Below are 13,917 nucleotides of genomic sequence, written 5' to 3'. Positions count from 1 at the left end.
GTATTTTTTTTGTCTTTTTCCAAATAACTTGTATTTTTGTTGGAAACCAAAGTCTGATGGATACAGTCTGGAATAGTATCTTTGTGGCCGCAGCCTATTTCCTCTATTTTGCAGTGATACTGACGACCATCTTTGTCGTGATTCTTGATAACCGCAGCCCGGTGAAGACCATGGCATGGATTCTGGTGCTTTTCTTTCTTCCGCTTGCCGGATTGATTCTTTATTTGTTTTTTGGGCGGAGCACGCGAAAGGAACGGTTGATTAGCCGGAAGGGATATGCCCGTTTGAGCAAGCGTCCAATGGCAGCCTACCAGGCACAGTCGTCGGTGGGCTGTGAGCATGGGAAACAACGTCTGATGGATTTTTTTAATCATGTAAACAACGCTTTGCCTTTTGCGGGAAATAAGGTAACGGTGTACACGGATGCGGTGTCTATGGTGTCGGATTTACTAAAAGCCATTTACCGGGCACATCATCACATTCATCTGGAGTTCTATATTTTTGAAGACGATGCGGTGGGCAGATTGGTACGCGATGCGTTAATCGACCGTGCTCGTGAAGGGGTGAAGATACGGGTACTGTATGATGATGTAGGCTGCTGGAAAGTTTCTCATGATTTCTATGAGCAGATGCTTTGTGAGGGTATTGAGGCTCTTTCATTTTTGAAGGTTCGTTTTCCTCAGTTTACCAGTAAGGTGAATTACCGTAATCATCGTAAAATAGTGGTGATTGATGGCTGTGTAGGTTTTATAGGGGGAATGAATCTGGCAGAACGTTATGTGAAAGGACTGGGTAAAGGAGTCTGGAGAGATACGCACGCCAAGCTTGAAGGTAAAGTGGTGTATGGATTGCAGACTGCTTTTTTGACCGACTGGTATGCCATTGACCGTACGTTACTGACTTCTGAAACTTATTTTCCAAGGATTACAGTAAAGGGAGATGTGCTGGCACAGATTGTCACTTCCGATCCGGTAGGGGAATGGCGTGATATCATGCAAGGACTGATGATGGCGATTTGTGGAGCGAAACGTTATTTTTATGTACAGACTCCCTATTTTCTTCCTAATGAGGAGATTATGACAGCGTTGCAGACTTTGGCATTGGCGGGTGCAGATGTACGGATTATGCTTCCCAAAAGAGGTGACTCCTGGCTGATTCATAAAGGTTCTCTTTCTTATCTGTCTGAAATGATGAAGGCGGGTGTCAAAGTTTATCTATATAAAAAAGGCTTTTTACATTCCAAACTGATGGTATGTGATGATGAGTTTTCCACAATCGGATCCACCAATATGGATTTTCGTAGTTTTGAACATAATTTTGAAGCCAATGCTTTCTTTTATGGTAAGGAGACAGCATTGGCTTTGCGTGAAATCTTTTTGGCTGACCAAAAAGATTGTATGTTACTCTCAGCTCGCGTTTGGGAGAAACGTTCTTGGAAAAACAAAGTTACAGAGTCTGTGGTACGTCTGTTTGCCCCTTTGCTTTGAAGAATGAGAAATTGACGCTTCCGTAATGGCGATGTTCAAAAAAGCAAGGATGCTGTTCGAAACTGAGGTTTTTGCCATGTTCCAACACAAAAATTCCTTCTGGTTTGAGCAAGTTGTGCTGGAATATCAGGTTGGGGATATCGGCCAGTTTTTCTAGGGCATACGGGGGATCCGCAAAGATAAAATCAAACTGCATGCTACATTTTTCGATATACTTGAATACGTCTGCTCTTAGAGGGATGCATTTGTCGGTTTTGACTTCCTTCATGACTTTATTAATAAAGGCATGATGTTGTGGGTCTTTCTCTACGGATATGACTTGGTCGCACCCTCTGGAAACAAGTTCGATACTGATACTTCCTGTACCGGAAAACAAGTCAAGGGCTGTCACTCCATCTTCAAAGTCAATGTAGTTGGTAAGTACGTTGAACAAGTTTTCCTTGGCAAAATCCGTAGTAGGACGTGCCTTGAATGTGTGGGGGACGTCAAAGCGTCTTCGTTTGTATATTCCGCTTATTACTCGCATGAGGTTAGAGATAGCATATCAAATGGAATGTGTTTGATACGGTTTAGTCCTGAATCATTGAATTCCATCTGGGGGTTAATGATGAAAAGTTTTCGTATATATTTCTGTAATAAGAGAAGAAGCTCTTCCCATTGTGTTGTCCGGTCGTTTCCATGAATATACAAGGAATCTTTTTCCTGATCAAATCCGGCTTGTCGCCACACATTGAGTAGGTAGTAGGATGAATCGTGGAGACTGGGAGTGGAATATGAGTTTAGCAATATTAATTTTTCCTTTTCGAATCCAACTACTTCCATGCTTTCAGGATGAAAGATAGCAAACAATTTCCGCTCTTCATTTTGTTTGCATTTATGTGAAAAATATTCTGCAAGCGGACTGATAGAAGCAAATAGACGAGCATTGGGAAAATGTTCCGTCAGGAATAGATGTGTTAGCTTGTCCAGTCCGAAAAGAATCACCACATTACTTTTACCTAAAATATTACATAGTATGACTTCATTGCTTTGTGCCGGTAGGTTTTGATAGAATAAAAGCTCCGTTTGTTCATCTTCATATAATTCTAAAGGGACAGTGGTATAGCGTGAAGTATGAATGAGAATATTCACTTGCTTGAAGGGATGTTTCAATTCTTCAGTTTCCGTTAGATAGGCTTTTACATTGGCGGCCATAGACCGCTGTGTATTGACTGGTGAAGAACTGAAGTAGGCTTCACTCTCATGTTGAGGGTGATAAATAGAAAAAGAAAATCCATCCGTACTTAGACGGATGGATAATATATACTGTTCTGATTTATTAAAATCAATGGGTTGGGCCATAGAATTATTCCCAGTTACCGGCGTTATTGTTCGGCTGTTCAATATCACCAACTCTCAAACCGCAGTATTTACCCAGTTTAGTCTGCATGTCTTTCAAGTTAATCAGTTCCTGTTCGTTCAGCCCTTTCAGATAGACATCATATCCAACCTGAGCCTGGAACAAGTTCAAAGGAGCACCAGATTTGGTAGTGTCCTGACGGATTGCCATTTCAAATTTAGCTCCATTTCCATAAGGAACGTATGCCAAAGAATCTGGATTGAATCCTTTTTCAAAGATTGTATCCATTACGGCTACCCACATGGTATCACGACGGAAGTTCTGCAGACCTTCTTTTTCTACTTCACTCCAGTTACCTGTTTTCTTTGCTTTATTAATCAAGTCCATTGCTTTCTTTTCGGTCATGCCATTGTTCAACTGGTCATCTGTCAAAGAACCTACTTTCATGATGAACGGAAGTTTTGCAGTTTTTACAAAAGCAATCAAACTGTCAAAGCTGGCAGTGTATGCGCCATTGTGGACAGTACGATATTCCTGCTGTGCTTTACGGATGTCAATCAGACGAGCGATAATGGCTTTTTCTCTGACTTTTTTCTCATTGTCGAAGTTAATAGGGCCCATAATACTGCCGTAGCATATATATACCAAGCAAATAACACAGGCGGCCAACACAAGATTAATAACTGTTTTCATGATAATATTGTTTTTTTAGTTTATATTCGTAGCGCAAAAATAAATAATTTACTTGAACCACGTCAATCTTAGGTAAACTTTTTATACGGGCTTTATGTTAAATAATGATTTATCGCAGCAAATTAAGCGAAATTTTTCCTATAAACCAACAGAAGAGCAGGAAAAAGCGGTGAAAAGTTTTGCTGATTTCTTGTTGTCTCTTTCTGGAGATACAGTTTTTTTGATGAAAGGATATGCGGGAACCGGTAAGACTACATTGACTGCGGCATTGGTCCGTACGCTGGAACAGTTGCAGTGGAAAACGGTATTGCTGGCACCAACGGGTAGAGCGGCGAAAGTTTTTTCTTCTTATGCTGGGCATCCGGCTTATACAATACACAAGAAAATATATCGTCAGAAAGTGTTCTCAAATGAAACGGATAATTTCATGACCAATCAGAATTTGCATCGCAATACATTGTTCATTGTAGACGAAGCTTCCATGATAGCTAATGAGGGACTATCAGGTGGACATTTTGGAAGTGGACGTCTACTGGATGATCTTGCGCAGTATGTATATAATGGTATGGGGTGTCGGCTGATGCTGGTGGGAGATACGGCACAGCTTCCTCCTATAGGAGAAGAGGAAAGTCCGGCGCTTTCTGTTTCTATGTTACAAGGATATGGATTGGAGGTGACAGAATGTATGCTTACAGAAGTGGTGCGGCAAAGAGAAAAGTCAGGAATTTTATGGAATGCCACCGCATTGCGGGCCCACCTTGCGGAGAATGATTTTACAGAATATCCTCAAATCAGGTTTAAGGGTTTTCCGGATATATGCCGATTGCCGGGAAATGAACTGATAGAAGCGATTAATGAATGCTACGATCATGTAGGGTTGGATGAAACCATTGTTATTTGCCGTTCAAACAAACGGGCTTCCTTATATAATAAAGGAATACGCAATAGTATTTTGTTTCGGGAAGACGAATTGAATGGGGGAGATGTGTTGATGATTGCCAAGAACAACTATTTTTGGGGAACGGAATGTAAGGAACTTGATTTTATTGCTAATGGTGATGTGGCAGTGGTACGCCGGGTACGTCGTGTTCGTGAAATGTATGGATTCCGTTTTGCAGATGTATTGCTTGCTTTTCCAGATTATGATAATCAGGAAATAGAGGTAAAAATTTTACTGGATACTTTACATTCAGATTCCCCCTCTCTCCCGAAAGAAGACAATGACCGCTTGTTTTACACTGTCTTGGAAGATTATGCTGATTTGCCTACAAAGCGTGAGCGGATGAAAAAAATGAAGGAAGATCCTTATTACAATGCATTGCAGGTAAAGTATGCTTATGCGGTAACCTGCCATAAGGCACAGGGGGGACAGTGGAAACGAGTGTTTTTAGATCAGGGATATATGACCGAAGAGATGCTTTCACCCGATTATTTTCGTTGGCTTTATACGGCTTTTACGCGTGCTACGGAGAAACTGTATCTGGTAAATTGGCCGGAAGGGCAGACCGAAAGATAAAAGGAAGTAATATGTGGTTGGAATGTATAACGGAAAGGCTGTCCTTCCAATCCTTTGATGAAAAGGCAGCCTTTCGAGAGAATGTGATTTTCTAGTAGAAGGTTATTTAATGACGTTTAATTCTTTTCCTACTTTGATAAAGGCTTGGATGGCTTTATCCAGATGGCATTGTTCATGACCGGCGGAAAGTTGTACGCGGATACGAGCCTGTCCTTTAGGTACAACCGGATAATAGAAACCGGTTACATAGATGCCTTCCTCTTGCATGCGGGCAGCAAAATCCTGTGAAAGTTTTGCATCATACAACATGACGGCACAAATAGCGCTTTGAGTCGGTTTGATATCGAAGCCTGCAGCAAGCATTTTGTCGCGGAAATAAGCAACATTAGCCATCAGCTTGTCGTGCAGGGCGTTGCTTTCTTTCAGGATGCGGAACATTTCCAGACTTGCTCCTACAATGGCTGGAGCTACTGAATTGGAGAACAAGTATGGACGGGAACGCTGGCGTAACATATCAATGATTTCTTTCTTTCCTGTCGTAAATCCGCCCATGGCACCACCAAAGGCTTTACCAAGTGTACCGGTAAAAATGTCAATCTTATCATATACTCCAAACTGTTCTGCTACTCCGTGTCCTGTTGGACCTACCACACCTGCTGAATGTGATTCGTCTACCATGACTAGTGCATTGTATTTTTCTGCCAGTTCGCAGATTTTATCCATGGGTGCCACATTTCCATCCATAGAAAATACACCGTCGGTTGCAATAATACGATGACGTTGAGATTGCGCTTCTTGCAAGCAGCGTTCCAAGTCAGTCATGTCGGCATTGGCATAACGATAACGTTTTGCTTTGCATAAGCGTACACCGTCAATGATAGAAGCATGGTTCAGGGCGTCCGAGATGATGGCATCTTCTTCGGTGAACAAAGGTTCGAATAATCCCCCATTTGCGTCGAAACAAGCTGCGTATAAGATAGTGTCTTCGGTGTGGAAATACTCAGAGATGGCAGCTTCAAGTTGTTTGTGAAGGTCTTGCGTTCCACAGATGAAACGTACAGACGACATCCCGTAGCCATGGGTGTCCATTGCTTTCTTGGCTGCCTCTATCAGACGTTTATTGTCTGAAAGTCCCAAATAGTTATTGGCACAGAAGTTAAGCACTTCCTCTCCTGCGTTGACTTTGATGTCTGCACGCTGTGGAGTGGTTATGATACGTTCTTTTTTATATAAGCCGGCAGCTTCGATGTCGGCAAGTTCCTTTTTCAGGAAATCTTTAAAATTGGTATACATATATTGATATTAAGGTTTTTGCTTATGCAAAGATGCAATTTTTTTTATTTAGAAAAAAGAAGTAGCGTATTTTTATTTTATCTATGATAACTTTTGTATATTTGCCTCGTAATTTTAAAATCTAGCGTATAAATGAAAAACATTTTAATAATTGGGGCTACCGGACAAATTGGTTCGGAACTCACGATGCTTTTGAGAAAGAGTTATACAGGAAATGTGGTTGCCGGATATATCCCTGGTGCGGAGCCTAAAGGAGAACTGAAAGAGTCAGGCCCTTCGGCGATTGTAGATATTACCAATTCACAGCAAATAGCCGATGCAGTTACGAAATATCAGGTGGATACTATCTATAATCTGGCTGCTCTGCTTTCAGCTGTAGCCGAAAACAAACCTCAGTTGGCTTGGAAAATCGGGTTGGGCGGTCTGTTCAATACGTTGGAAGTGGCTCGTGAGAAGAATTGTGCAGTCTTTACACCAAGTTCCATCGGTTCGTTTGGTCCCGGAACTCCGAAAGACAAGACTCCTCAGGATACCATACAGCGCCCGAAGACAATGTATGGTGTGACGAAGGTTTCAGGAGAATTGCTTAGTGACTATTATTTTACGCGTTTTGGAGTCGACACCCGTTCGGTTCGTTTTCCCGGACTGATTTCTTATGTGACTCCTCCGGGAGGTGGTACTACTGACTATGCGGTAGATATTTATTATTCGGCTGCAAAAGGTGAAAAGTTTGTCTGTCCAATCGCGGCAGGCACTTATATGGATATGATGTATATGCCGGATGCTTTGAGAGCAGCGATTGAAATAATGGAAGCAGATCCTGCAAAGCTGGTGCATCGTAATTCGTTTAACATTGCGTCTATGAGCTTTGAGCCGGATACCATTTATCAGAACATCCGGAAATATCTTCCGGGTTTTGAGATGGAATATCAGGTGGATCCTTTGCGTCAAGCCATTGCTGAATCATGGCCTAATTCATTGGATGATACTTGTGCCCGTGAGGAATGGGGATGGAAGCCGGAATATGATTTGGATGCAATGACTACAGATATGCTTGCCAAATTGAAAGAACGCTTTGGACATTAATTCACAAAGCCTGGAATGCAATTATCCCCTCATTTTTCTGACATCAGGAGAATGAGGGGATTTGGTTTTTATTTAGTCTCTACGAAGATCGTATTGAAGAACCTTTCAGCTAATTCAGGGTTTATATAGTGGAGGCTGTGCCCTTTTATTGTCATAGAATCCATAAGACTATACAAACCTTCATATCCATCGGCAGATACATCTAGAATCTTTTCTTTGTAAATATTTTCTGCATTGAGATTGGGAGTATGCTCCGGCAGGTTCTTGAAATAGCCGATATAAGCGTTTTGTTCGAAAATGTTTCGAGTTGAGGAGGTCAGGTCAAAACGGCTGGGTTCTGCGGCGTAAAAGATATTTTGTCGGAAGCAAGTACTGTCAGCATATCCATTCCATGAATCAGAAGTAATCATTGTCCGGTCCGTAGCGCTATATGGTTTGTGATTGGCATGCACGATATTTCGTTCGATTAAGGTCCGTTTCACTGGGCCGGCAATATGAATACCGGGTGAAAACATCCCTTGCCTTGTCTCTTTGGGACGTATGCCGTCGCCGATACTGATATTATATCGGATTATACTTCCGATATTGCCGCAGCTATAATCTCCGGCTTCTCCGCTATTGCATATCAAAACCATTCCACCATAATTGTCATGGCTGTAGTTATATTGTATGAGTGTGTTTTGACAATTATAGTCAGAATCAAAACCTTGTGCGTCCCAAGGTGCTTTGTGATGGCTCACTTCATTATATTGTATGATGGTGTTGTCGCAACTCCAAGGCCAGATTCCTGCAGCTGCTTCTGTCATGGGAAGTGTATCGGGGGAATCGCACATAAGATTATATTCAATCAGTGTGCTGTCGCATCCAATGGGAACGATGCCATCACCAGGAACTTCTTCGATGAGATTTTTTCTGACGATTGTATGTGTGTTGGGGTGCCAGTTTTTCCGGTCGTAATATCCGTTCCAGATTATGGCATTGCGTGCACAGCGCAAGATATGACAGTTTTCAATTGTCAGGCTGTCAAAACGTGAACGGATGCTGTCACCTCCGTTGACAATCAGAATTCCACTACCGCCTCCTTCTTCTTTGACAAGAGAGCCGTTGACATCCCGTACAGTAATATTGTTAATTCTAATGTTATGTGATACACCATAATTCATGCATTCCACTTTTAGCCCTGTACGTCCGGCCAGTGCTTTTTTTCCTGTGTTGATTATCTCTAGGTTTTGGATGGTTAGATAATCTGAATTGGAGATGCATACAGCGTACATGGAAGAGTCATTCCCTATGATACGTGGGTTTTGTTTTCCTTCACCATAAGCGTCAATGAAAATAGGGGCTTGAGAAACTCCGTTCCCGGTTATTTTCAGTTCCCCTTTGAAAGTTTCACCACGTTTTAATAATAGTTTGGAACCCTTTTCCATAGAAAGATTTTCTGTCCTTTTCAGTGTTTTCCAGGCATCATTTGCAGACAGTCCGGAATTTGTATCATCTCCATTTGTGGCGTCCAGATAGTATGTGGGAGGAGCGGAAGTACATCCGGCTACATATATGGATGCGATTATAAATAGGTTTTTGATTCTTTTCATGAATGGTATTGAATTGGGAAAAATAGAAAAGTCACAGGTAAATATGACTTTCCTGTGACTTTTATTTAAAATAATTTATTTCAAGTTTCCGTTCAGATCAGCGTCAAATGAAGGAATTGTGGCATAGTTGCGTGAATCATCCCAGCTGCCTGTCACTTCCACACCTTCTGTCAGAGAAACGCCTGGAGCGACTTCTACTGGAGTATTGGTCTGGCGTGAAGCAAATGTGTTCTTGAGGTCATTCATACGGAGTTGGTCATTGGCGCGAACCACAAGAGCTACATAATATCCTGTGACTTCATATCCATGTTCCTTCAAGCATTTGTTTGCAAATGTAGTCGGGTCATTGGCATAGTTTTCCGCTTTTTCCACTCCTTCTCCGTATGCACGATCCAGAACTTCCTGTAAACATTGTTTAGCTTCTTCTGTGACAGAACCACTGCGGGCTTGTGCTTCAGCATACCATAGCAGAACTTCACTGTATGAAACTAAGTATAATGTCTGGCTACAGATACCGTTGTTCATGGTGTATTCCCGGTCGTTATAGTCATTCATTGCACTACCATCCGTACCTCCTCCATATAGTAAGGTTCGGAACATCGGATGACATTCACTGAGAATGAATGCACCATTATTATCCTTCTGGTACCAATCAATCACTTGATCTTTATAGGTGTTCTTTTCGACCAAGATTTTACCTCCATCACTTCCATAGATAGCATCTTTTCGTGGTCCTTCCGGCATTTCTTTCCAATATTTGATTTCGCCTACGGCATCTCCCCATCCGCCATTGGTGACAGATTCGTATGCTTGACAAACAGAGTTCCAAGAATCTAATCCAGACCATCCCCATGGATTGTCTTTGTTGAATTTAACAGCTACTACACCTTCCTTTGAATAGGGGTTAGACACATACATGAACCGGTCTTTGTAGTTGTTTTCCAATTTGTAATAGTATTTATTGCTTGTTGCTCCATCAATCACAGCTTTAGCCATTTGGGCAGCTTTGGTATAGTAAGAAGTCTCATTTAGCGGATATCCGGCTCGTGCCATGTAAACAGCCGCCAATACTGCTTGTGCTGCTCCTTTATTAATGTAGTTATTCAGGCCGTCTGCAATTCGGGGAGCAGAAGTATAGGCATCAGGTAAAATACGTTCAGCTTCCTCCAAATCGTTGCATATTTGAGTGTAGACTTGGGCTATCGTGGATTTTTCGACGTTAAAATCCAAGTCTGTAGTCAGTATCAAAGGAATTTCTCCGTACCAGCGTACCAGTTTAAAGTAAGCTACGGCTCTCCAAAAGAGTGCTTGTCCTTTTCCTATGTTGATTTCTTCTTCAGTTGTGGGTACTTTTTCTATATTGTTAATGATAAAGTTCGCTGCCTTTATAATGGCATAGTTGGTGTTCCATGCGCTCTTTGAGTCGGCATTGTTGTCATTTACTTTGTAACTGTCAAATTCCCGATACACATCTTTATTTCCACTTGTGAGTGCGGTCAAGTCATCGCCCATCCAGTTAGGAGATAAAGTGTGTGTGCCGTTAATGGAATATTGTACTTGGGCATATAGTACGTTGATGGCACCATCCAGGTCGTTCTGTGAGGTGAAGTAATTTTCGGGTACCATTTGTCCCTTCGGATCTTCGGTCAGGAAGTCACTGCAAGAGCTCATGGTTATTGCACAAGCCATTAATGCGCTTATAAATATTTTTGTTTTCATAATGATCAATTTATTAAAAGTTCTATGCATTGTTGATATTAGAAATTCATCTTTACACCGAAGGTGAAAGTTCTAGGAGTTGGATAACCACCTATATCTACGCCGCTACTTACGTCCACACTCTTTGAAGAATCGTCTGTAAAGGCTGAGGCTGTAGGATCCATACCTTTATATTTGGTAATGGTGAACAGGTTCTGGCAACTGACAGACAAACGGATATCAGCAAATTTTGTTTTAGATTTCGGGAAAGTATATCCTAAACTTAAGTTAGCCAAGCGTACATAACTGGCATTTTCCACCCATTGAGTTGAGTTTGCATAGTTGGTACCTCCGTTCAGTAAAGATGCAAATTTGGCATTGTTCGGATTGACATCCCAGTTGTATTCGTATGCTTCTTTTGTGTTGATGAAGGATGCATCTGAGATAGAGGTAGACATGGCATAGCGTACCAGATTCAGGCGGTCCATTCCAAAAGCTCCTGTCAGGAACATGCTTAAATCCCAGTTCTTGTAGTTTACTGTATTGTTCCATCCAAAGGTGAAGTTTGGATTTGCATTACCGATTACAGTACGGTCGCCGGCATCAATACTTCCATTATTGTTCAAATCTGCATATACATTCTTACCATCTTTACTGATTCCTTCCCAAATATATCCGTAGAAAGAACCAATGCTGTATCCCGGCATGACGATAGTAGATTCATCTGCCATTTTATCGGCAGGAGTTTTTCCGTAAATATACTCATTGGTACCTAAGCTTTTTACTTCATTCTTCAGGTATGTACCTGTTAAAGTTGTATTCCATTGCCAGTCCTTTGTTTGGATTAGATGAGCGTTGATAGAGAAATCAAGACCTTTATTGTCAATTCGTCCTACATTTGCCAGATAGTTTCCACCTCCGTTATAACCTGGAATAGGTTCCTGCATCAAGCAGTCGACCGTACGTTTGTAGAAATAGTCGAATGAGAATGACAAACGCTGGTTCCATACGGCAAATTCCAGTCCTAAGTCAAATTGTTTGGTCTTTTCCCAAGTGACATCAGGGGTTGGTAATGATGTGGGCCAGTAACCATAATACAGTTGTGAAGAAGTTCCATAGTTGGTATAAGCTTGCCCTAACAATCCAAGAGTAGAGTATGATCCAATGCCTTGATTACCAATCACACCATAGCTGGCACGCAATTTCATGTTTTGTATTGCGTGGAAATCTTTCAGGAAAGGTTCGTTGCTGATGTCCCATGCTGCTGCAATAGAAGGAAAGTATCCCCATTTGTCTTTGCTGAACTTAGAAGAACCATCTGCACGGAATGTCGCTGTTAAGGTATAGCGGTCGTTGTAGTTATAAATCACACGTCCTACACCCGATAGTAAGGTTTCTCTTGAGTAGCTGTTACCTAATGTTTTTGTGCTTGCCATGTTTACATTCCACCACCCTACAGCTTCCGTGGAAAGATTATTTCCACCGATGTTCATGTTGCGATATTCGGTTGAGGTGGCTTCCCAGACAGCTGTGGCAGTCAGGTTATGTTTACCGAATTTTTTCATGTAAGTGAAATTGTTCGTAGATTGCAACATCATTCGGAAGGCATCACTATTGCCCATGCTGCTGATGGCTGTAGGACCTGCTTTGGCAGAAGAGAATGAATATGATTTGTTATCCTGATAATCGAATGCATTTGTAGTTGTAAATGTCAATCCGTCAATAATCTTGAATCGCAATGACAGATTTCCAGTGGCTGCATAAGTGCGCAGTTCATTGTCTGTGGCTTCGATGGCTGCCAACGGATTACCTCCAGTTGTGTTTTTACCTACATTATATTTCCCGTCTTCAGTAAACATGTCCATGGTAGGATCATAGTTCAGCGAGTTGAATATAGGATTTCCTTTGCTGGCAATGTAGGTGTTTCCGTTTCTTACACCATGAGTGAATTGTATGTCGGTAGTAACCGTCAGCCATTTTGTTACGTCTGAATTTAAGTTGACACGTGCGGAGTATCTTTCATTGTCAGAATAACGCAGTACACCCTGTTCGTTTACGTAATTGGCAGAAACATAATACTGTGTTTTCTCACTACCTCCTGAAAGGGCTAGTTTGTAGTTTTGTACCAAGCCGGACCGGAACATTTCATCCTGCCAGTTGATTCCTTTTTTTCCTGTCTTGAGCGCTTCCAGTTCGCTGTCAGAGTAACCGTTTCCTGGATACCAGAAATTATATGCTTCAGCATATTCGTACGGGCTGAGCATATCATAGTGTTTGTATACATTGGATACTCCTACTGATGCATCAAATGTAATTTGAGTTTGTCCGGCCACACCTGTCTTTGTTGTAACCAATACAACTCCATTGGCACCTCGAGAACCATATATTGCAGTAGAAGAGGCATCTTTTAAAACTTGGATAGATTTGATGTCGTCAGTGTTGAGGCCGCTTAAACCTCCTTCACGAACAATTCCGTCTACTACATATAGAGGCTCATTGCTAAGGTTTACAGAGTTGGCACCACGTACACGGATTCGGATATCTCCGCCCGGAACTCCACTGTTTTCTACTTGTACGCCGGATACACGTCCTTGAAGAGCTTCGGAGATTCGGGTTACAGGCTGGTCTTTGAAAGACTTGTTGTCCATGACAGCTACGGAACCAGCCAAGTCGGCTTTACGGACTGTTCCGTATCCAACCACGATGACTTCGTCTAGTGTTTCAGTATCTTCTTTTAAGGTAAGCTTGAGTGATAATCCATTGCGGTCGACTTTCGCTTCTTGGCTTTTATAACCTATGTAAGATATGTTTAATGTGGCTCCTGCACTGACTTCAAGAACGAATTTTCCATCAAGGTCTGTAATTGTTCCATTGGATGTACCTTTTTCGACGATACTGGCTCCAATTACAGGTTCCCCATTCGTATCGGTGACAATTCCGCTAACTTTGTAGGTGTTGTTTTGTTGGATGCTAGTCGTTTCGTTGGCAATGTTAGCTTCAATGTGAGTGGAATAGGATATGAGCAGTCCTAAAGCTAACATTTTACTTACATTTAGTTTTCTACGTTTCATAATATTAATGTTTAAGTTTGCTTTCTTTGATTGAGCATGCTCAAAGTTAGTTTTATGAAGACGATGTGGCGATGAAAAAATAGCAGAAAAGGATAAAAACTAAAAATTCATCCTTTTCTGCTATTTTTTCATCCATTCCCGA

Annotated in this window: 10 protein-coding genes; 3 read left to right on the top strand and 7 right to left on the bottom strand. The window is 41.7% G+C overall.

Translation table 11 applies throughout. The annotated features are described in order from the left end of the window. Positions 1-56: 56 nt before the first annotated feature. The gene (cls, locus tag OIM59_RS13950) at positions 57-1,487 is read left to right on the top strand and encodes a cardiolipin synthase (protein WP_303897259.1); all 1,431 of its coding nucleotides are present in this window, start codon (positions 57-59) and stop codon (positions 1,485-1,487) included. Here cls and OIM59_RS13945 read toward each other — a convergent pair. From OIM59_RS13945 to OIM59_RS13935, 3 genes are read right to left on the bottom strand one after another with little or no spacing between them, the layout of a single operon-like run. Continuing rightward, positions 1,447-2,013 (bottom strand): RsmD family RNA methyltransferase, encoded by a 567-nt coding sequence (locus OIM59_RS13945; protein ID WP_299171900.1) that lies wholly within the window; start codon positions 2,011-2,013, stop codon positions 1,447-1,449. The two genes, cls and OIM59_RS13945, sit on opposite strands and share 41 nt — an antisense overlap. Next, positions 2,004-2,828, bottom strand: a complete 825-nt coding sequence (locus OIM59_RS13940) for a DUF3822 family protein (RefSeq protein WP_299171898.1) — start codon at positions 2,826-2,828, stop codon at positions 2,004-2,006. The genes OIM59_RS13945 and OIM59_RS13940 overlap by 10 nt, the downstream gene beginning before the upstream one ends. A 4-nt stretch (positions 2,829-2,832) precedes the next feature. Further along, the gene (locus tag OIM59_RS13935) at positions 2,833-3,519 is read right to left on the bottom strand and encodes a hypothetical protein (protein ID WP_299171896.1); all 687 of its coding nucleotides are present in this window, start codon (positions 3,517-3,519) and stop codon (positions 2,833-2,835) included. 94 nt (positions 3,520-3,613) lie between these two features. Here OIM59_RS13935 and OIM59_RS13930 point away from each other — a divergent pair, with 94 nt between their 5' ends. After that, positions 3,614-5,035 (top strand): ATP-dependent RecD-like DNA helicase, encoded by a 1,422-nt coding sequence (locus tag OIM59_RS13930; RefSeq protein WP_303897255.1) that lies wholly within the window; start codon positions 3,614-3,616, stop codon positions 5,033-5,035. Between the two features lie 102 nt (positions 5,036-5,137). Here the strand turns inward: OIM59_RS13930 and kbl are convergent, their stop codons facing one another. Continuing rightward, on the bottom strand, positions 5,138-6,328 hold the full coding sequence (kbl, locus tag OIM59_RS13925) for a glycine C-acetyltransferase (RefSeq protein ID WP_299171890.1): 1,191 nt from the start codon (positions 6,326-6,328) through the stop codon (positions 5,138-5,140). Positions 6,329-6,460: 132 nt separating this feature from the next. Here kbl and OIM59_RS13920 point away from each other — a divergent pair, with 132 nt between their 5' ends. Further along, positions 6,461-7,414 (top strand): NAD-dependent epimerase/dehydratase family protein, encoded by a 954-nt coding sequence (locus OIM59_RS13920; protein WP_299171887.1) that lies wholly within the window; start codon positions 6,461-6,463, stop codon positions 7,412-7,414. A 68-nt stretch (positions 7,415-7,482) separates the two neighbouring features. Here OIM59_RS13920 and OIM59_RS13915 read toward each other — a convergent pair whose 3' ends face one another. From OIM59_RS13915 to OIM59_RS13905, 3 genes are all read right to left on the bottom strand, one after another. After that, on the bottom strand, positions 7,483-8,841 hold the full coding sequence (locus tag OIM59_RS13915; RefSeq protein ID WP_303897253.1) for a right-handed parallel beta-helix repeat-containing protein: 1,359 nt from the start codon (positions 8,839-8,841) through the stop codon (positions 7,483-7,485). 240 nt (positions 8,842-9,081) lie between these two features. Beyond that, complete coding sequence (locus tag OIM59_RS13910) at positions 9,082-10,725, bottom strand: RagB/SusD family nutrient uptake outer membrane protein (protein ID WP_303897250.1); 1,644 nt, start codon at positions 10,723-10,725, stop codon at positions 9,082-9,084. Between the two features lie 38 nt (positions 10,726-10,763). After that, positions 10,764-13,745, bottom strand: a complete 2,982-nt coding sequence (locus OIM59_RS13905; protein WP_299171879.1) for a TonB-dependent receptor — start codon at positions 13,743-13,745, stop codon at positions 10,764-10,766. Positions 13,746-13,917: the final 172 nt, after the last annotated feature.

The sequence above is a fragment of the Bacteroides mediterraneensis genome (assembly GCF_025993685.1).
Classification (GTDB): Bacteria; Bacteroidota; Bacteroidia; order Bacteroidales; family Bacteroidaceae; genus Phocaeicola; species Phocaeicola mediterraneensis_A.
Note: the sequence above shows the minus strand (reverse complement) of the source record. Positions and strands in the feature narration are given on the sequence as shown.

Bases quoted from the DNA above. Each gene is read 5' to 3' on its own strand.
- OIM59_RS13940 (WP_299171898.1), bottom strand. From the start codon at position 2,828: ATGGCCCAACCCATTGATTTTAATAAATCAGAACAGTATATATTATCC.
- OIM59_RS13905 (WP_299171879.1), bottom strand. From the start codon at position 13,745: ATGTTAGCTTTAGGACTGCTCATATCCTATTCCACTCACATTGAAGCT.
- kbl (WP_299171890.1), bottom strand. From the start codon at position 6,328: ATGTATACCAATTTTAAAGATTTCCTGAAAAAGGAACTTGCCGACATC.
- cls (WP_303897259.1), top strand. From the start codon at position 57: ATGGATACAGTCTGGAATAGTATCTTTGTGGCCGCAGCCTATTTCCTC.
- OIM59_RS13920 (WP_299171887.1), top strand. From the start codon at position 6,461: ATGAAAAACATTTTAATAATTGGGGCTACCGGACAAATTGGTTCGGAA.
- OIM59_RS13915 (WP_303897253.1), bottom strand. From the start codon at position 8,841: ATGGAAAAGGGTTCCAAACTATTATTAAAACGTGGTGAAACTTTCAAA.
- OIM59_RS13930 (WP_303897255.1), top strand. From the start codon at position 3,614: ATGTTAAATAATGATTTATCGCAGCAAATTAAGCGAAATTTTTCCTAT.
- OIM59_RS13935 (WP_299171896.1), bottom strand. From the start codon at position 3,519: ATGAAAACAGTTATTAATCTTGTGTTGGCCGCCTGTGTTATTTGCTTG.
- OIM59_RS13945 (WP_299171900.1), bottom strand. From the start codon at position 2,013: ATGCGAGTAATAAGCGGAATATACAAACGAAGACGCTTTGACGTCCCC.
- OIM59_RS13910 (WP_303897250.1), bottom strand. From the start codon at position 10,725: ATGAAAACAAAAATATTTATAAGCGCATTAATGGCTTGTGCAATAACC.